Raw genomic sequence first — 17571 nt, 5'->3', positions numbered from 1 at the left:
TTCGCGCCCGCTCAGCCGGGCCTCGGCTGCCCGGGGAGGGGCTCAGGCCGTGCCCTCATCGGCCAGGGCGGCCTCGATGGCGCGGGCGGCGGTTTCCTGGCTGTAGCCCTTGCGCCCCAGCAGCGCGGCCGTGCGGCGGCGACGCACCTGCGGGGGCAGGGCGCGGGTGGAGGCGAGCTTCTTGCGGGCCAGGGCCAGGGCCGCCTGGTTCTCATCCTCGGGATCGATCTGCTCCAGGGCCAAGGCGATGGTCTCCTCCCCCAGGCCCTTGCGGCGCAGCTCATCGGCGATGGCGCGCCTGGCCGCCCCCTTCTCGGCGAATCGGGTGCGCGCCAGGCGCTGCGCATAGGCGGCATCATCGATCAGACCCGCTGACTCCAGGCGGTCGAGCACCTCCTGGGCCACCCGGGGGTCGACGTCCCTGCGCTCCAGGAGCTCGGCCAGGGCCGCCCGGGGAACGGCGCTGCGATCCAGACGGCCAAGGGCGATCTCCCGAGCCTGCTCAACCGCCCGGGTGTGGGCATCAGGCGTGAGCCAGGGCATCAGAAGCCCCCGGCGTCCTCACCGAAGATAGTCTCGGTATCCTCCTTGGCGCCCGCGGCGGCCTCCGAGGCCTTGGTGCTCCTGGTGCTCTTGCGGGCCTTGCGGGCGGTCTTGACAGCACTGGCGGCGGCTCCGTCAGCGGCCTGGGCCAGAGCCTGCTCAACGGCCTCCTGCTCAGCGGCGGCCTTCTGCTCGGCCTCAGCCTCGCGGGCCTTGCGCCCCGGCTCGCCGATGCCCAGGGCAGCCAGGATCTTCTCCTCGATCTCCCCGGCGAGCTGGGGGTTGTCCCGCAAGAAGGTGCGCGCATTCTCCTTGCCCTGGCCGAGCTGATCCTCCCCGTAGGTGAACCAGGCGCCCGACTTGCGCACCACCCCGTTGTCCACGCCCAGGTCCAGCAGGCTGCCCTCGCGGGAGATGCCCTGGCCGTAGAGGATGTCGAACTCGGCCTGCTTGAAGGGCGGGGCCATCTTGTTCTTGACCACCTTGACGCGGGTGCGGTTGCCCACGGGCTGATCGCCGTCCTTGAGCGTGGCGGTGCGGCGCACATCCAGGCGCACCGAGGAGTAGAACTTCAGCGCCTTGCCCCCGGTGGTGGTCTCCGGGTTGCCGAAGAACACGCCGATCTTCTCGCGCAGCTGGTTGATGAAGATGGCCGTGGTGCCGGTCGAGGACAGCGCCCCGGTCAGCTTGCGCAGGGCCTGGCTCATCAGGCGCGCCTGCAGGCCCACATGGGAGTCCCCCATCTCGCCCTCGATCTCAGCCTTGGGCACCAGGGCGGCCACAGAGTCGATGACGATGATGTCCAGTCCCCCGGAGCGGATGAGCATGTCGGTGATCTCCAGGGCCTGCTCGCCAGTGTCCGGCTGGGAGACCAGGAGGTTGTCGATGTCCACTCCCAGCGCCTGGGCGTAGACCGGGTCCAGGGCGTGCTCGGCGTCGATGAAGGCGGCATTGCCCCCCGCGCGCTGGGCGCTCGCCACGGCGTGCAGGGCCACGGTGGTCTTTCCCGAGGACTCCGGACCGTAGACCTCGACAATACGGCCACGGGGGAAGCCTCCCACGCCCAGTGCGACATCGAGGGCCACCGAGCCGGTGGGGATCACGGCCACGGGCGGGCGGGTGTCATCGCCCAGGCGCATGACCGAGCCCTTGCCGAAGCTCTTGTCGATCTGTGCGAGCGCGGTGGCCAGGGCCTTGGAGCGGTCCTGGGTCTGGGTTGCTGCGGGCATGGTTCTCCCCTGTCAGTCTCGGGCGGCTCTCAGCCGCGGCGGGCATGGCTGGTCTATGTGCACGATCCCCTCTCCGGGGCTCTGGTACGACGGTATGCCCGACCACTGACATCTTTCACCGCGCCTTGGATGCCCCTGTGGGCACAGGGCGCGGCGCCGTCGTCCGTGGAGAACGGTACCCGAACATATGTTCGATTGCGGCATCGTTGCCGCCCGGCGTGTCGCCTATCCGCAAGTCCCTGGAGAGCCCGACCCCCTCCGGGGCGGATCGATGCGGATCACCCAGCGCTCAGCCTCGCTGCGCCCCGTCTCATCGCACAGCGCGGACCAGACCTCCCGGGGCGCCACCCCGGCTTCCAGGGCCTGGGCGCCCGTCCTGCCCCAGGGGCCCAGCACCAGGTCCTGCACCAGGGAGCGCCCATGCGCCGCACCGAACACCGTCTCCACGGCGGCCCAGAACTCCGAGTGCTTCATCTTTCCTCCTGAGCGGCGCCTCGACCGGCCCTCGCGTTGCGATCCCCCTCAATGCGCAGCACTCCCCGGCCTGCCGAGGCAGCCGGGGAGTGCATGGTCGGATGGGCGCCGCGCCTCAGCGCAGGGCGATGCCCTGCTGGCGGATCAACTCCTCGGGAACCGTGTCCGGAATGGCCACGCCCTCGCTGAGGGCGACCCGATCCGAGACCTCGCGCAGCACCATGGACAGCGGGGCGTCGAGAGCCTGGCAGATCGAGGCCAGCAACTCCGAGGAGGCCTCCTTCTGCCCCCGCTCCACCTCGGAGAGGTAGCCGAGGGAGACCCGGGCCTGGGAGGAGACCTCGCGCAGGGTGCGCCCCTGATGCTGACGGACGCTGCGCAGGACCTCGCCGATCTCGCGGCGAAGGAGGACGCTGTCTTGCCTGTGCGTATCCACGGCAGCACCGTACCCTGCGGCAGGCGCCTGGCGCACCGGCATCCTATTGTTCGGACGGGAGGTACGGGGGTGAGTCGTGTTGTTCATCGTCAGGCACAACCATTCGCGTCGTGGATTCATTCCCGCCGCGTGAGCAGTGCCCCCTGCGGCGATGATGCGATCCTGACCAACGTTCCTGAAAAGAACCTTAAAGCCGACTAAGCCCCGTGCATGCAGCGAACGCCCCGCCCTGAACGCCGCACTGGCAGGCAGGATCGCCGTGGGAATCAGGGCTCCCCAGCCGGCGCGGACCCATCTGCGCCAGCAGATGTGTCCAGCATCTCACGGGCGAGGAGGAGCACCGCCTCCACGGCGCCCTCGCGAACCCGGTCGCGGTCGCCGGCCAGGCGCAGCTCACGGTGAGCGCTGGCGCCAGGGGCCACCACGGCGATATGCACCTGACCGGCCTCATGGCCATCAGCAGGACCGGGCCCCGCGACACCGGTGGTCGCCAACCCGACCTCCGCCCCCATGATCCGAGCGGCGCCCTCAGCCATCTGGATGGCGACGACGGCGTCCACCGGGCCCGTGCGCTCCAGGCGCTGCGCATCGACCCCCAGGACCTCGGCCTTGATCCGCGTGGCATAGGCGACCACGCCTCCCATCAGCACCCGAGAGGCTCCGGGAACCGCCACCAGGGAGGCCGCCACCTGCCCGCCGGTCAGTGACTCCGCCACCGCCAGCCGCAGGTCCTGGCGCGCCGCGGCCTCCAGCAGCCCGGCGGCCGTCGCCGCGATCGCGCCCCCGAGCCCATCCATCAGTCGCGCCCCGGGGCGCGCCGGGACAGCGCGAGGGCCTGGCGCACGTAGTCAAGTCCGGTGACCACCGTGACCACCAGGGCAGCGCCGATGATGACGTAGGCCAGGGTCATCAGTCCCTGGGCCAGGCCCTGCCAGGGAAGCGCCCCCCAGGGCACCAGCAGGCCCACGAGCCCCGCGATCTGCAGCACGGTCTTGAGCTTGCCCCCGCGCGAGGCGGCCATGACGGCGCGACGCAGCATGAAGAACCGCAGCACAGTGATGCCCAGCTCGCGCACGATGATGGCGATGGTGACCCACCACCACAGGCTGCCCTCCAGGCTCAGCAGGATGAACGCCGTCATGGTCAGGGCCTTGTCGGCGATCGGGTCGGCGATCTTGCCGAAGTCGGTGACAAGGTTGCGCGAGCGCGCCAACTGCCCATCGAGCTGATCGGTGATGGCGGCCCCCACGAACACCACGAGCGCTGCCAATCGGGGGCCGTGGCCCTCCAGGAGCATGAGGTAGATGAAGACGGGCACGAGGATGAGCCGCAGCACCGTCAGCGCATTGGCTATGTTGAGCACAGGCGCCGACTGCGGCCGCTCCGCCGCGCTGGGTTGAGTGGTGGCGTTCATCAAGAGACAAGCCTACCGGCGCGGGCCACAACGCGCCCCGAATTCCCCGCGGCGGGGCGCTGAGAGGACGGGCGGCTCCTTCACGCTGCGTCGGGCCCCAGGATCGGAGCGCGCATTCCCCATCGGCCATTCAGGTCCGCGCCGTATTCTGCACCCGTGCCCTCCACCGTGCCTCCAGATCCCAGCAGCAGCCCGGACAAGGCCTCGGGCCCCGACCCTGATACCCGCAGGCCGCTCCTGGCCGGGCAGTCGCACCGGGGCGAGAGACTGTCCGCAGCATCCCACGCCCCCCACTCGCGGCGATGGGGGAAGCCCATCGCGGTGTGCGCCGTCGTCGCCCTGGCTGCCGCGGCGGCATGGGCGCTGACTGACCGCTACTGGGGCTCCGGCCCCGGGTCGCAGGTGACGGCGGGCGCCGTGGCCACCGATGAGCCATCGGGCGCATCGGCCTCCCCCACGGCCAAGGATGTGTCCTTCACCGTGGGTTACGCGGGCGATGTGCTCATGCATATTCCGGTCCTGGAATCCACGCCGCAGGCCTCGGGGGACATCGCCCCGCTCATGGAGGCGCAGACCCCCTGGGTCGAGGGCCTGGATCTCGCCCTGTGCGGGCTGGAGGTGCCCGTCGCACCCGACGGCGTCTACACCGGCTACCCCTCCTTCGGCATGCCCGCCCAGGTGGTGTCCTCCCTGGCGGCCATGGGCTGGGACGGCTGCGCGACGGCCTCGAACCACTCCGTGGACCGCGGCCAGGAGGGCGTCGAGGCCACCCTGGATGCCCTGGAGGCCAATGGCATGGGACACGCCGGGACCTTCCGCTCGGCCGAGGACGCGGCCATCCCCTTCCAGCTCTACGAGCTCCAGCGCGAGGGCAGGACCATCACGATCGCTCAGATCTCCACCACCCACAACCTCAACGGGTATGAGGATCCCACCGGCCACTCGGTGGCGGTCAATGACGCCGAGGCCGTCAAGCAGGCGGCGATCCGGGCGCGCGCCGCGGGCGCGGATCTGGTGGTGGCCCACGCACAGGTCGGCACCCAGGAGTACTCCACGACGCCCGATCACGAGCAGATCGAGTACGCCCAGGCCCTGGCCAACACCGCGGAGGTCGATCTCCTCTTCGGCGCCCACCCCCATGTCCCCCAGCAGTCGGTCAAGCTGGAGGGCGGCGTGGACGGCAAGGGCATGTGGGTCTCCTACTCGGCGGGCAACGCGATCTCCAACCAGGACGAGTCCAGTGCCGCCCTGCTCTCCGACGTCGGCCTGCTCGTGTGGGCGGACATCACGGCCCATGGGGACGGCACGGTGAGCGTTGAGGGACTGCAGTGGCGCCCCTTCACCACCGATATCGCCGCCGGTCACGTCGTCAGGGACCTGGCCGCCCTGCATGACGGCGAGCGGCCCGAGGGCCTGGCGATCCCGGCCGAGGAGATCGAGCGGCGCTGGAGCGCGCTGCAGGAGGTCGTCGACCCCTCCACCATGGCCGATGCCCCGCCCTCCCCCAGCGGGGCCGAGCCCACGGTTCTCACCGAGGAGCAGATCGCGGCCGTCGTTGAGGCCACGGCTCAGCCGACTGCCACCAGCACGCCGACCGGCGACGGGCAGAGCTGACCGGCCGCGCGGCCCCTCACCAGGAGGGACCGCGGCCGGTCAGGGACCAGGCGTCCTGAGAGTCCTCCTCGGCGGCATCGTCCTCCCAGGACTGCGACTCCGGCAGGTCGGCCTCCCCCTCCAGGGGATCAGTGGCGTAGCGGTTGGCGGGCAGGGACACGGTTCGCGGCTCGCCCGCGGCCGGCTCAGGGGCCTGGTCGGCCTGGGAGTCGGCCTGGGACTCGCCCTGGTCGGGGGCGGCGCCGTCGCCCCGGATCCAGGCCAGGGTCTCCTCGAGCTGCTCGGGCTGAACCAGGACATCGCGGGCCTTGGACCCCTCCGAGGGACCCACGACCTCACGGGACTCCAGCAGGTCCATGAGGCGCCCGGCCTTGGCGAAGCCCACGCGCAGCTTGCGCTGAAGCATGGAGGTCGAGCCGAACTGGCTGGTGATGATGAGCTCGGCGGCCTGCAGCAGCAGGTCCATGTCGTCGCCGATCTCCTCGTCGATCTGCTTCTTGACCTCCGGGACCACGACGTCCTCGCGGTACTCGGGGGTCAGCTGGGCCTTGACATGGTCGACCACCGAGCGGATCTCGGTCTCGGTGACCCAGGAGCCCTGGATGCGCACCGTGCTGGAGGCGCCCGGACCCAGGTAGAGGGCGTCGCCCTGGCCGGTGAGGGTCTCAGCGCCGTTCTGATCCAGGATGACGCGCGAGTCGAGCTGGGAGGCGGTGGCGAAGGCCAGGCGCGAGGGGACATTGGACTTGATCAGCCCTGTCACCACCTGGGCCACGGGCCGCTGGGTGGCCAGGATGAGGTGGATGCCGGCGGCTCGGGCCAACTGGGTGATGCGCTGGATGGAGGCCTCGACATCCTTGGGCGCGGTCATCATGAGGTCGGCCAGCTCGTCGACGACGACCAGGAGGTAGGGGTAGGGGCTGACCTCCCGCTGAGAGCCCGGCAGGGGCTGGACGTCCCCGGCGCGCACGGCCTTGTTGAAGTCGTCGATGTGCTTGTACCCGAAGGAGGCCAGGTCGTCGTAGCGAGCGTCCATCTCCCGCACCACCCACTCCAGGGCCTCGGCGGCCTTCTTCGGGGAGGTGATGATCGGGGTGATGAGATGAGGGATTCCCTCGTAGATGGTCAGCTCCACGCGCTTGGGGTCCACCAGGACCATCCGCACCTCCTGGGGGGTGGCGCGCATCATGATGGAGGTGATCATGGAGTTGACGAAGGAGGACTTTCCCGAGCCGGTCTGGCCGGCCACCAGCAGGTGGGGGGTCTTGGCCAGGTTGGTGACCACGTAGTCGCCCTCGACATTCTTGCCCAGCCCCACCACCAGGGGGTGGGACTGCTTCTTGGCGGCCTGGGACCGCAGCACATCACCCAGCTTGACCATCTCACGGTCGGAGTTGGGGATCTCGATGCCGATGGCGCTCTTGCCGGGGATCGGCGTCAGCAGGCGGATCTCATCGGAGGCCACCGCGTAGGCGATGTTCTTCTCCAGCCCGGTGATGCGCGAGACGTTGACGCCGCGACCACGGGCGACCTCGTAGCGCGTGACCTGAGGGCCGCGGGTGTAGCCGGTGACCGTGGCATCGACATTGAACTCGGCGAAGACGTTCTGGAGGGCCTCGACGACGGCGTCATTGGCGGGGGTGCGCGTGGAGTGGCCGGGGCCGGGGCCCAGCAGGGCATCCTCGGGCAGTGAGTAGGTCGTCCCATCGGGCAGGGCCATGTCGCTCATGGCGATGGCGTCGGCCAGATCGGGCTCCTCGGTCACCTGGGGGGCCGAGACCTCAGGGGTCTCGGCGGTGATGGCATCGAAGTCCCAGGACTGGGCAGCGCTGATGACATCGGGGTCCTCCCCCGCCGTCTGGGAGGCCGCCTGGTCCGCGGCCGCTGCCGGCTCATCCTGAGCGCGCCGCTTGGCCGGCGAGCGTCGCAGGGCGGGCGCGCTCTGGCTGGAGCCGTGGGAGGCGATACGCGTGGTGCTCTCAGGCTCGACGAAGGGCTCATCAAGAAGGGAGGTGGCCTCGTCCCCAGCCTGGTCCAGGGCGGGATCAAGACTCGGCTGCTCGCCGGCGGAGACGCGCTTGCGGCGCCCGTTGCCGCGCTTGCGGCCGCCGCCCTCCGTCTCCAGGGCCGAGCGGAAGGCCTCATCGCCGTCGTAGGAGTCCAGCAGTGCGGTGGAGCCCGGGTCGTCTCCCCCTGCCCCGGTGCGGCGCACGCGCCCCAGGGCTCGCTGGGCCAGGGTATCGGTGCCGTCAGGGTCTCCCAGGAGGGCGGCTCGGCGCTGGATGAGGATCTCGCGCAGCTCGGCGATGGTCTTGCCGGAGACCACCAGAGCGGAGAAGGCCACCAGCAGGATGAACAGGATGAAGGCACCCACGGAGGAGAACAGGACGACCAGCGGGTAGCCCACGAGCCAGCCCAGTATCCCGCCCGCCTCCTCCAGGCCTGCGATGCCATCGGCCAGGCGGGGGTTGCCCGAGCCGACCTGGATCATGCCGGTCAGGGCCGTCAGCAGGCCCAGGCAGCCCACAGCGACACGGGCGTGGAGCGCGCCCATGTGGTGGACGCGCAGCATGGACACGCCCAGCGCCCCCAGGAGCAGGGGGACGATGATGCCCAGCACGCCCACCGGTCCGGCGGCGATGTGGTGCAGGAAGGCTCCGGCTGTCCCGGAGATGCCGAACCACTCGCGCAGGCCCAGCATGCCGGCCAGGCCGAGGATGGCGAAGGCCCAGCCGGTGCGGCGGTAACGGGCCCCTGGCAGGCTCTGGGAGCCCGGGGCGTGCGGATCGGGGGCATGCGCGCTGGCGCCCCTGCCCCGGCCTGAGCCGGAGGAGGCAGAACTGCTCGTGTTGCGACGATTGGCCATGATGCCCCTGAAACTATCGGATTCTGGCGGGCGCCGGGCCTGCCACGCCGCCGCGGAGCACTAGGAACGCGTCACCTCTCGCGCTCCACCGACTGCGCGCCAGGGATCAGGCCAGGGCCAGCAGAGCGTCGATCTCCTCGCGCCGCGGCGCCTGAGCGGGCCCCATGCGCGCCACGGCCTCGGCGGCGGCGGCGTTGGCGCGGCGGGCTGCCATCATGGGCTCCAGGCCATCCATGAGTCCGACGACGAGCACGCCGGTGTGCGTGTCCCCCGCCCCGGTGGTGTCCACCACGGTGCGCACGAATCCGGGGACCTCGATGCTGCCGCCATCCGAGGGCCACAGCACGCATCCGCGAAAGCCCGTGCGCCGCACCACCAGCGCCTCGGGGCAGGCCCGGCGCAGCGCATCGGGGCCCCCGAGCCGGGAGGCCAGCCGGGTCATCTCCAGGTCATTACCGGTCAGCAGAGTGCAGCGACGCAGCAGGGGCATGAGGATGGCATCGGAGATGTCGGGCTGGACCGGACCCAGGTCCATGACGAATCCGGCCTCCGACGGCATGGACAGCAGCCATTCGACGAGCACCGGGCAGCTGGTGGGATGGGCCAGGTCGTAGCCGGTGGCGTAGACCCAGTCCCCTGCCATGAGATCGATGCGCTCCAGGTCCTCGCGCTGGGGCTCGGCCTCGACGCCCTCAGTGGTCACGAAGGTGCGCCGCCCTGAGGGCTCGATGAGCGTGGTGCAGGTGCCGATGTCCCCCACGAGCTCCTCGACCAGGAGCTCGACGTGGTCCAGGCGCATCGCCTGGCGCACCAGCGCGGAGTTGGGGCCGGTGCCCAGGGTTGCGGCCAGCGCCGCGGGCAGACCCTGGCGGGCGACGGCGGAGACCACCGTGTAGCCGCCCCCCACCGCCGGGCCTGAGGAGGTGCCGGTGATGGCGCCTCCTGGGGCCGGGATCCGCGTCACATGGAGCGGCAGGTCGATGAGGACCGATCCGGTGGAGATGAAGCAGGACGGCCGGTGCAGCGTCATCGCTGGCGATTCCTCCTCTCAGGCCTCGATGACCACGGGGACGATCATGGGCCGGCGCCTGAGCCGGCGCCCCACATAGCGCCCCAGGGTGCGGCGCATCACCTGGGCCAGGGAGTGGGAGTCGGCGTTGCCGGAGTGCAGCGCGTCCGCCAGGGCCTGCGTGACCTCGGGAAGGATCTCCTCGAAGACGGAGTCGTCCTCGGCCATGCCGCGCGCCTGGATGTGGGGGCCGGCCAGGATCGTGCCGGTCTTGGTCTCCACCACCGCGTAGACCGAGACGAATCCCTCCTCGGCCAGGATGCGCCGGTCCTTGAGCTCGGCCTCATCGATCTCACCCACCGAGGAGCCATCGACGTAGACGTAGCCGCAGGGGACCTGACCGGCGATGCGGGCGTGTCCGTCAAGAAGGTCCACGGCCACGCCGTCCTCGCACAGCATGACGTTGGCGGGGTCGATGCCGGTCTTGACCGCCAGAGCGCCGTTGGCCACCAGGTGGCGGATCTCGCCATGGATGGGCATGACATTGCGGGGCTGGACGATGTTGTAGACGTGCAGGAGCTCCTCGGAGGAGGCGTGCCCTGAGACGTGCACCTTGGCATTGCCCTGGTGAACGACCCTGGCTCCCAGGCGCATGAGCTGGTTGATGACCCGGAACACGGAGTTCTCATTGCCCGGGATGAGGGAGGAGGCGAAGACGACCGTGTCCCCCGGCTCGATGGTCACGCTGCGGTGCTCGGAGTGGGCCATGCGGCTCAGGGCGGCCATGGGCTCACCCTGGGAGCCGGTGACCATGAGCACGCGCTCTTGGGGCGGCAGGGAGGTGACGTCACGCGGGTCGATGAGGACGCCGTCGGGCACCTTGAGGTATCCGCGCTCGGCGGCGATGCCCATGTTGCGCACCATGGATCGCCCCACCAGGGCGACGCGGCGGTCGTGGAGGGCGGCGGCGTCGAGCACCTGCTGGACGCGATGGACATGACTGGCGAAGGAGGCCACGACGATCTGGCCCTCGGACTCCCCGAAGACGCCGTCGAGCACCGGCCCGATCTGGTTCTCGTGGGCGACCATGCCCGGGACCTCGGCGTTGGTGGAGTCCACGCAGAACAGGTCCACCCCCTCCTCACCGAACCGGGCGAAGGAGCGCAGATCCGTGATGCGGCCGTCGATGGGCAGGGAGTCCATCTTGAAGTCACCGGTGATCAGGACGCTGCCGGCCTCGGTGCGGATCATGGCGGCCATCGCATCGGGGATGGAGTGGTTGACGGCGACGAACTCCACGTTGAAGGGCCCGTAGTCGACCTCCTCGTACTCGGTGACACGGCGGAGCACAGGGGTGATGCGGTGCTCCTTGAGCTTGGCCTCCACGAAGGCCAGGGTCAGCTCGGAGCCCACCAGGGGGATGTCCTCGCGCAGGCGCAGCAGGTAGGGCACCGCGCCGATGTGATCCTCATGCCCGTGGGTCAGGACCAGGGCGACGACGTCATCCATCCGATCCTCGATGGAGGAGAAATCCGGGAGAATGAGGTCCACGCCGGGCTGGTGCTCCTCGGGGAACAGCACGCCGCAGTCGACGATGAGCAGACTGCCATCCACCTCGAAGACAGTCATATTGCGCCCGACCTCCCCCAGTCCGCCCAGAGGGGTGATGCGCATGGCCCCCTCGGGAATGGGGCCGGGGGTCTTCAGCGTGGGAAAGTACGTCACCCCGGCAGTGTAGCCACCACCGCTGCCCAGACGGGGTCCGCACCGCCTGGCGCCCCTGGCAGCACAAGACCCGAGCCGCATGCGACTCGGGTCTGCTGGTACCCCCAGCCGGATTCGAACCGGCGCCGCCGCCGTGAGAGGGCGGTGTCCTAGGCCACTAAACGATGGGGGCTTTGGTGATGAGCCGAACGATCCGCGGATCGCCCTGCTCCTCGTACCCCCAGCCGGATTCGAACCGGCGCCGCCGCCGTGAGAGGGCGGTGTCCTAGGCCACTAAACGATGGGGGCTTTGGTGATGAGCCGAACGATCCGTGGACCGCCCTGCTCCTCGTACCCCCAGCCGGATTCGAACCGGCGCCGCCGCCGTGAGAGGGCGGTGTCCTAGGCCACTAAACGATGGGGGCATCATGATGGAGTTGTGGAGAGGTCTCCGCTGGGGTACCAGGACTCGAACCTAGAATAACTGAACCAGAATCAGTCGTGTTGCCAATTACACCATACCCCAAGGGCGCACCGCCACGACCGATGCCGGTCGGAAGCAGCGGGACGTAATCTACACGCCCACTCCGGGGCCGACAAATCCTGTGGGAGTGAGCGCAAGCACATAGGAGTGCGATGGCCGACCCGACGCGACTAGACTCCTCACCGAGACTCCCCTCCCCTTCCCACACCGTGGAGGTTCATGTGACTATGCCGATGACGACCCGATCAACTCCGCGAGGCTCGCTCGTGCGATCCCTGGGGATCGTGGCCAGCCTGAGCGCGGCGCTGACGCTGAGCGCCTGCGGGGTCATCCTGCCCAACACCTCCGGAGGCGATCCGGAGACCGGCGCAGTGCGCACCAAGACGGCCAAGCCCTCGACCGCGGCTCCCGCCAAGGAGGAGACCCCCTCCAGCGTGCGGCGCAAGACCTCGGCCCCCTCCACCGCCGCCAAGCCCTCGTCCTCCCCCTCGCCCACCGCCGCGGCGACCTGGCCGAACCCGAGCATCAAGTTCTACAACGAGGACACCTCGATCTGGTACCAGAACGACGACGTGGTCAACCTCGACGCTGCCGGGGAATCGGGGAACATCGAGGGCTACATCACCAACAACAGGGCCTGCTTCGGCTATGTCACCAGGGACACCAAGCAGGCCATCTGGGCGTTGCGGGGCGACGACAAGGCGCTCTCCGAGACCAGGGCGAACAGGAGGGAGTCGATCATGACCGACTACAGCGCCCAGGATCCGGTGGTCGTCGATCTCGTGCGTGATGACAACGGCACCATGGCGGGCTACGAGCGAGTCTTCTCCACGACCGTGAACTTCGAGGATGTGGGGCCCAGGCCCTATGAGGGGTACCGCTTCGACCGGGTGGTGGGCGACTACGGCTTCGAGTTCGCGATCCTCCTGCTGTGCGAGGCGGGCTCCAACCTCACCGTCGAGCAGTGGCACCAGATCCTCTCCGGCGTGCGCCTGGAGGGGATCGACGCCGGTGCCATGGAGTAGTAAGGAGCAGCGCGACTCCGCGCCCTCATCCTCCATGTGCCAGGGCCCGGCCGATCCCGTGGGATCGGCCGGGCCCTGGGCTTGTGGGGCCCTGTCCCAGGCCTTGCCCCGCGGCCGCTCTCAGGCGAGCGCCAGGCGCAGGGCGCGCAGACGCGACAGGCTGGAGGCGGCGCCCAGGATCTCCATGGACTCGAACAGGGGCGGGGAGACCTGCCGGCCGGTGATCGCCACCCGCAGGGGTCCGAAGGCCAGGCGGGGCTTGATGCCCTGCCCCTCGGGCATGCCCGCGCCCTCCACGATGGCCTCGCGAAGGACCTCCTCGAGCCGCGGCGTCGTCCACTCCTCAGGGGCCAGCGCCTCCAGGGCGGCGATGCCCGCATCCAGGACCGCCGGAGCGGAGTCCTTGAGCTTGGCCACGGCCCTGTCGTCGATGGGCAGGTCGCCATCCTCCACGAAGAGGAAGCCGAGCATGTCCCGGCTCTCGCGCAGCAACTGGATGCGGGTCTGGATGAGAGGCGCGGCGGCCTCCAGGATCTCCTGCTCGCGAGCCGAGAGATCGGCGAAGGAGCTCGCCGAGACCAAGGGAGCTGCTGGCTCCTGGCCCAGAGGGTCGGGGTAGGCGTCGGCCAGGTAGGGCACCAGGCGGTCGCGGAAGTCCCCGGGCGCCAGGAGGCGGACCTGCTCGGCGTTGATGGCCTCGCACTTCTTGAGGTCGAAGCGAGCCGGGTTGGGGTTGACATCGTGGACATCGAAGGCGGCGATCATCTCCTCCGCGGAGAAGACGTCCCGGTCGGCGCTGAGCGACCAGCCCAGCAGCGCCAGGTAGTTGAGCAGGCCCTCGGGGATCATCCCCCGGTAGCGGTGGATGAGCAGATTGGACTGCGGATCTCGCTTGGACAGCTTGCGGTTGCCCTCCCCCATGACGTAGGGAAGATGGCCGAACTGTGGGATCGCCTGGGCGCGTCCGATGTCCACCAGGGCGCGGTACAGGGCGATCTGACGGGGCGTGGAGGACAGCAGGTCCTCACCGCGCAGGACATGGGTGATGCCCATGGCGGCGTCGTCGACCGGATTGACCAGGGTGTAGAGGGGATCCCCTCCGGCGCGCACCACGACGTAGTCGGGGACTGTGCCGGCCTTGAAGCTGATCTCACCGCGCACCAGGTCGGTGAAGACGATGTCCTCGTCGGGCATGCGCATGCGCAGGACCGGCTCGCGGCCGGCGGCGCGCAGCTCCGCCCTCTGCTCATCGCTGAGGTCGCGGTCGTATCCGTCGTACCCGAGCTTGGGGTCGCGGCCGGCGGCGCGGTGACGGGCCTCGATCTCCTCGGGGGTGGAGAAGGACTCGTAGAGGTAGCCGGCCTCCAGCAGCTCGGCGGCCACCTCCCGGTAGAGGTCCATGCGCTGGGACTGGCGGTAGGGCTCGTGGGGCCCGCCGCGGCGCACGCCCTCGTCCCAGTCCAGGCCCAGCCAGGTCAGGGAGTCCAGGATCGCCTCGAAGGACTCCTCGGAGTCCCGGGCGGCGTCGGTGTCCTCGATGCGGAAGACGAAGGTGCCGCCTGTATGCCGGGCGTAGGCCCAGTTGAACAGGCAGGTGCGCACCAGGCCCACGTGGGGCGTGCCCGTGGGCGAGGGGCAGAAGCGGACACGAATGGAAGAGGCGGCGTCAGTCATGATGGGCCAAGCCTAGCCCGAGCCGTGAGGAGTCCAGGCACGTGCCCTTGAGGCTCACCGGTGCCTGCGCGTAGGCCTCGGGGAGCACGACAACGTGCCGCCCTTGGCGCACCTGGAACGTCAGCTGGGCCTGTGACAGCGAGCCGTCCAGGCTCTCGTAGGGGTAGCTCAGCGGAGCCTGACCCGGGCTGGCCAGCCAGTAGCTGCCGTTGACGCCACGGTGCGTCTGGTGGCGCAGATGCTGGATGACATCACGGCGATCCCGCGGGTGGGCGGCCTCCAACCACGACCGCATGAGCATGCTCACGGCGTCATAGTGGACGCCCGCCTGAGAATGCCCCGGAGCGCGGCCGAAGGCGGCCTCGAGGTCCTGGCGGAACCGTCGGCCCAGGACATCGCCATAGGTCCCCGTCTGGGTCGACCAGATGAGACCCTCGGCGAGCTCAGCATTCCTCTCGACGAACCCCGCCAGAGAGGGGGTGAACAGCGCGATCATCAGCGGTGGGCGCCTGCGTCGGCGCACGGCGGCGAGCACGTCCACCAGCAGCTGCTGATCGAGGAAGGAGGCGCTGACGACGATGTCCGGGTCCAGGCGCCCGAGGCTCTCAACCACCCGAGCGCGCTCAGCCGCATCGCAGATCGGCTGGCGGCGCGGGACAGGCTCCAGGACGATGCCGCGATCGTGCAGCCGTTGCGCGGTGAGCGGTCCCATGACATCCATGCCGGGCGGGGGCTCGATGAGTGCCAGGCGCATCCCCCTCAGGGACTGGCCGCGGAGGTCCTCGATATGGTCCACAAGCGCGAGGATGCCCGGCCCGTAGAGCTCGTCACCCGCGCAGATGTGGAAGATGTTGCCGAGACTGCCGGGATTGTCGGCGACGCAGTCGATCGCCCGGCGCGAGGTGGAGGCGTGGATGACGGGGATCCCGATCTCACCGGCGCGGTCAAGGAAGCTCTCGGTGCGCGGGTAGTCGAGGTTGTAGCCGATGACCACGGCATCAGCACCGCGATCACTCAGCTGCGCGAGCGCGCGAGACGTGCTCTCCGAGTCGAAGGCGTCGCAGCCGATGACACAGTGCTCGATCCGCCGCCCATGGACGCCCTCGCGCGCATTGCGACGGCGGATGGCGAGCTCCGCCCCCTGAGCCATGTCCTGCGCCTCCCCGGGAAGGCAGTCCGGGACGATCGAGCCGATGATCAGCGGGGCACGCTGCCCCGAAGAGCCCCAGCCCCGCACGGCTCGTTGCCTCACCGCCTCCCCAGGTGCAGCCCGCTCGCCGCTCGGCGGGGCGGCAGGGTCGGCCCGGCGCTCCATCCACTCGTGCTTGAGCCGGCAGATGCTCAGGCCCGGCGCGTGCGAGGTGGTGGGGACGACGTCGAGAAGGAGGGCCTGCTGCTCGACCGCCATCACGGTGGCCAGTGTTCTGTTCGGCGCGCCGAGGCGGGCGAAGATCTCCTCGACATGCGCCCCGACGGTCTTGGGCCGGATGGCCAGGAGGGAGGCGATCTCAGGGTTGGAGTAGCCGAGCGCGAGCAGGGTGAGGACCTCCAGCTGGCGGGATGTCAGCCCCCAGGGCAGGCCGTTGTCCTCGACGACGAGCTCCCGAATACCGGCGGCGCAGTCGGGTCGTCTGATCCTCACCCGCAGCGCGCCAGAGCTCCCACCGTGCAGCATGAAGCCGGTGGAGCCGAGGTCCAGACGCATCGATGCCCGAACGATTCCAATGATGTCCTGACCGACTCGGGAGGCCAGGAGCCCGAGCGGGTCCGCCAGGGCCTGCCACATGTCCTCACCGACCATGGCCTCGGCGCACAGGGGCCCGCCGGCCGGCGCCGTCGTTCCCCTCGTCACAGTCATGGCCGCGCATCCTCCTCGCCCGGGAGGGCAATCCCTGGGCCGCACCGCCCTCCGCCGCACCGATGATCATGCTACCGATGCGCCTCAGGGGTCAATGAGTCCGGGGATCACGCCTCCCTCATGGCGAAGCGCGGCCGGTAGGGCCTGCGCTCGGCTGTGCACGGGGTGCCGAGGCACACATGCGCGATGCGGTCCGTCAGGTCGTAGATCACCGAGGCCACGGTCATGAGCTGGGCGATCGGCTCCAGGGACTCATCAGGATGCCGGCAGATGCTGTTGGGATGCAGATCGCCATGACTCTGGCAGATCTGGTGGAGGGTCCGCACATTGAGCCTGCCTCTGGCCCCAGCCAGCAGGTCGCACACCTGACGGACCCTCTCGGGCCCGTCGGGGATCTCCTGAGCACCGACGTCGTCGAATCCGACGTCGCACACGAAGCAGTTGGAGTGGCCGATGGTCCCCTGGTCCGCGTGGACGCGAGCCAGAGCTCCCCGCTGCCCGGGCCAGGTCTCCACCGACACTGCGCTGCCCGCCGCATCAGCCAGCAGGTAGTTGGCCGACGCCGAGCACGCGGCTCTTGCGAGGAGATCCTCGGCCTGAGCCACGGTGGTGCAGTTGAGCACCGCACGGAGCAGCACGTGGTACGGGATCCCTGGCTCACCCTTGTCGAACGGTGAGATGAGCGTGTTGGTGGCCAGCCCGACCCCCGCGGAGTTGAACCCGGTCTTGGCCAGCAGGCCGGCCTCGACGATCGTCATGTACCCGGGGGCGTCGGGCCCCTGATCGACGTCGAGAAGGATCGTGGTGCTCAAGCACCCCGGTTTCCAGTCCCAGTTCTGCCCCATGAGCACATGGCCGTCCGCTGTCGCCTCCGCGGCGGCGAAGAACGAGGTGCACTCGGCCGGCGGTGTGATCTTGAGGCCAAACATGATCTCGGACCGAACGTTGAGCGCGAGGATGTCTCCCCGCCCCACTCCTGCGCCATCAGCCATGCCATCGATCTCAGCGAGAATGGCTGGTGAGTAGTCGCTGATCACGGCGCGGAACGCCTGGGCATGCTCGACGACGCGGGGCCACTCCAGCCCCGTGTAGTGCTCGAAGACGCGGGTGTAGAGCTCCAGGGATCCGTCGATCCATGTCTTGGCCCGGGCGCCGATCATCCTCCCCCGCTCGTAGGGGTCCGCGCTGTCGACCGTGATGACCGGCATCATCGCGGGTGCGGCGCTGTGCTCACTGCCCAT

General features: G+C 69.7%; 14 protein-coding genes and 4 tRNA genes. 2 read left to right on the top strand and 16 right to left on the bottom strand.

Translation table 11 applies throughout. The annotated features are described in order from the left end of the window. Positions 1 to 42 precede the first annotated feature (42 nt). From EL266_RS07460 to pgsA, 6 genes are all read right to left on the bottom strand, one after another. The gene (locus EL266_RS07460) at positions 43 to 543 is read right to left on the bottom strand and encodes a regulatory protein RecX (RefSeq protein ID WP_026426762.1); all 501 of its coding nucleotides are present in this window, start codon (positions 541 to 543) and stop codon (positions 43 to 45) included. Then, positions 543 to 1772 carry a recombinase RecA gene (gene recA, locus EL266_RS07455; protein WP_026426761.1) on the bottom strand — a complete coding sequence of 410 codons (1230 nt, stop codon included), beginning with the start codon at positions 1770 to 1772 and terminating at the stop codon, positions 543 to 545. The genes EL266_RS07460 and recA overlap by 1 nt, the downstream gene beginning before the upstream one ends. A 225-nt stretch (positions 1773 to 1997) precedes the next feature. Next, positions 1998 to 2246, bottom strand: a complete 249-nt coding sequence (locus EL266_RS07450; protein ID WP_026426760.1) for a DUF3046 domain-containing protein — start codon at positions 2244 to 2246, stop codon at positions 1998 to 2000. A gap of 115 nt (positions 2247 to 2361) precedes the next feature. After that, entirely contained in the window at positions 2362 to 2769 is a 408-nt protein-coding gene (locus tag EL266_RS07445; protein WP_026426759.1) for a helix-turn-helix domain-containing protein, read from the bottom strand. Positions 2770 to 2948: 179 nt separating this feature from the next. Then, positions 2949 to 3479, bottom strand: coding sequence for a CinA family protein (locus EL266_RS07440; protein ID WP_034514815.1), 531 nt, complete (start codon positions 3477 to 3479; stop codon positions 2949 to 2951). Beyond that, positions 3479 to 4096, bottom strand: a complete 618-nt coding sequence (gene pgsA, locus EL266_RS07435; RefSeq protein ID WP_026426758.1) for a CDP-diacylglycerol--glycerol-3-phosphate 3-phosphatidyltransferase — start codon at positions 4094 to 4096, stop codon at positions 3479 to 3481. The genes EL266_RS07440 and pgsA overlap by 1 nt, the downstream gene beginning before the upstream one ends. A gap of 156 nt (positions 4097 to 4252) precedes the next feature. On the opposite strand from pgsA, the gene EL266_RS07430 reads away from it, so the two are divergent. Further along, positions 4253 to 5710 carry a CapA family protein gene (locus EL266_RS07430; protein ID WP_232011980.1) on the top strand — a complete coding sequence of 486 codons (1458 nt, stop codon included), beginning with the start codon at positions 4253 to 4255 and terminating at the stop codon, positions 5708 to 5710. Positions 5711 to 5726: 16 nt separating this feature from the next. Here EL266_RS07430 and EL266_RS07425 read toward each other — a convergent pair whose 3' ends face one another. The 7 genes from EL266_RS07425 to EL266_RS07395 all read right to left on the bottom strand — a co-directional run bounded on the left by EL266_RS07425 (position 5727) and on the right by EL266_RS07395 (position 11815). Then, complete coding sequence (locus EL266_RS07425; RefSeq protein ID WP_026426757.1) at positions 5727 to 8576, bottom strand: FtsK/SpoIIIE family DNA translocase; 2850 nt, start codon at positions 8574 to 8576, stop codon at positions 5727 to 5729. A 106-nt stretch (positions 8577 to 8682) separates the two neighbouring features. Continuing rightward, positions 8683 to 9606, bottom strand: a complete 924-nt coding sequence (locus tag EL266_RS07420) for a PfkB family carbohydrate kinase (protein ID WP_026426756.1) — start codon at positions 9604 to 9606, stop codon at positions 8683 to 8685. A gap of 18 nt (positions 9607 to 9624) precedes the next feature. Continuing rightward, the gene (locus EL266_RS07415) at positions 9625 to 11259 is read right to left on the bottom strand and encodes a ribonuclease J (protein ID WP_084500646.1); all 1635 of its coding nucleotides are present in this window, start codon (positions 11257 to 11259) and stop codon (positions 9625 to 9627) included. A 147-nt stretch (positions 11260 to 11406) separates the two neighbouring features. Further along, positions 11407 to 11482 (bottom strand) — tRNA-Glu (locus EL266_RS07410). 43 nt (positions 11483 to 11525) lie between these two features. Further along, positions 11526 to 11598: transfer RNA gene (locus EL266_RS07405), tRNA-Glu, on the bottom strand. A 43-nt stretch (positions 11599 to 11641) separates the two neighbouring features. Next, a tRNA-Glu gene (locus EL266_RS07400) sits at positions 11642 to 11714 on the bottom strand. Between the two features lie 29 nt (positions 11715 to 11743). Further along, a tRNA-Gln gene (locus EL266_RS07395) sits at positions 11744 to 11815 on the bottom strand. Between the two features lie 191 nt (positions 11816 to 12006). Between EL266_RS07395 and EL266_RS07390 the strand changes: the two genes are divergently transcribed. Then, positions 12007 to 12798 (top strand): hypothetical protein, encoded by a 792-nt coding sequence (locus tag EL266_RS07390; protein ID WP_026426754.1) that lies wholly within the window; start codon positions 12007 to 12009, stop codon positions 12796 to 12798. A gap of 120 nt (positions 12799 to 12918) precedes the next feature. Here EL266_RS07390 and gltX read toward each other — a convergent pair whose 3' ends face one another. The 3 genes from gltX to EL266_RS07375 form a co-directional block, all read right to left on the bottom strand. After that, positions 12919 to 14472 (bottom strand): glutamate--tRNA ligase, encoded by a 1554-nt coding sequence (gene gltX / locus EL266_RS07385; protein ID WP_026426753.1) that lies wholly within the window; start codon positions 14470 to 14472, stop codon positions 12919 to 12921. Continuing rightward, positions 14465 to 16330 carry a LuxR C-terminal-related transcriptional regulator gene (locus tag EL266_RS07380; RefSeq protein WP_026426752.1) on the bottom strand — a complete coding sequence of 622 codons (1866 nt, stop codon included), beginning with the start codon at positions 16328 to 16330 and terminating at the stop codon, positions 14465 to 14467. Before EL266_RS07380 ends, gltX begins: the two co-directional genes overlap by 8 nt. 107 nt (positions 16331 to 16437) lie before the next feature. After that, entirely contained in the window at positions 16438 to 17571 is a 1134-nt protein-coding gene (locus tag EL266_RS07375) for a C45 family autoproteolytic acyltransferase/hydolase (protein ID WP_051281078.1), read from the bottom strand.

The sequence above is a fragment of the Actinomyces slackii genome (assembly GCF_900637295.1).
GTDB classification, from domain to species: Bacteria; Actinomycetota; Actinomycetes; order Actinomycetales; family Actinomycetaceae; genus Actinomyces; species Actinomyces slackii.
Note: the sequence above shows the minus strand (reverse complement) of the source record. Positions and strands in the feature narration are given on the sequence as shown.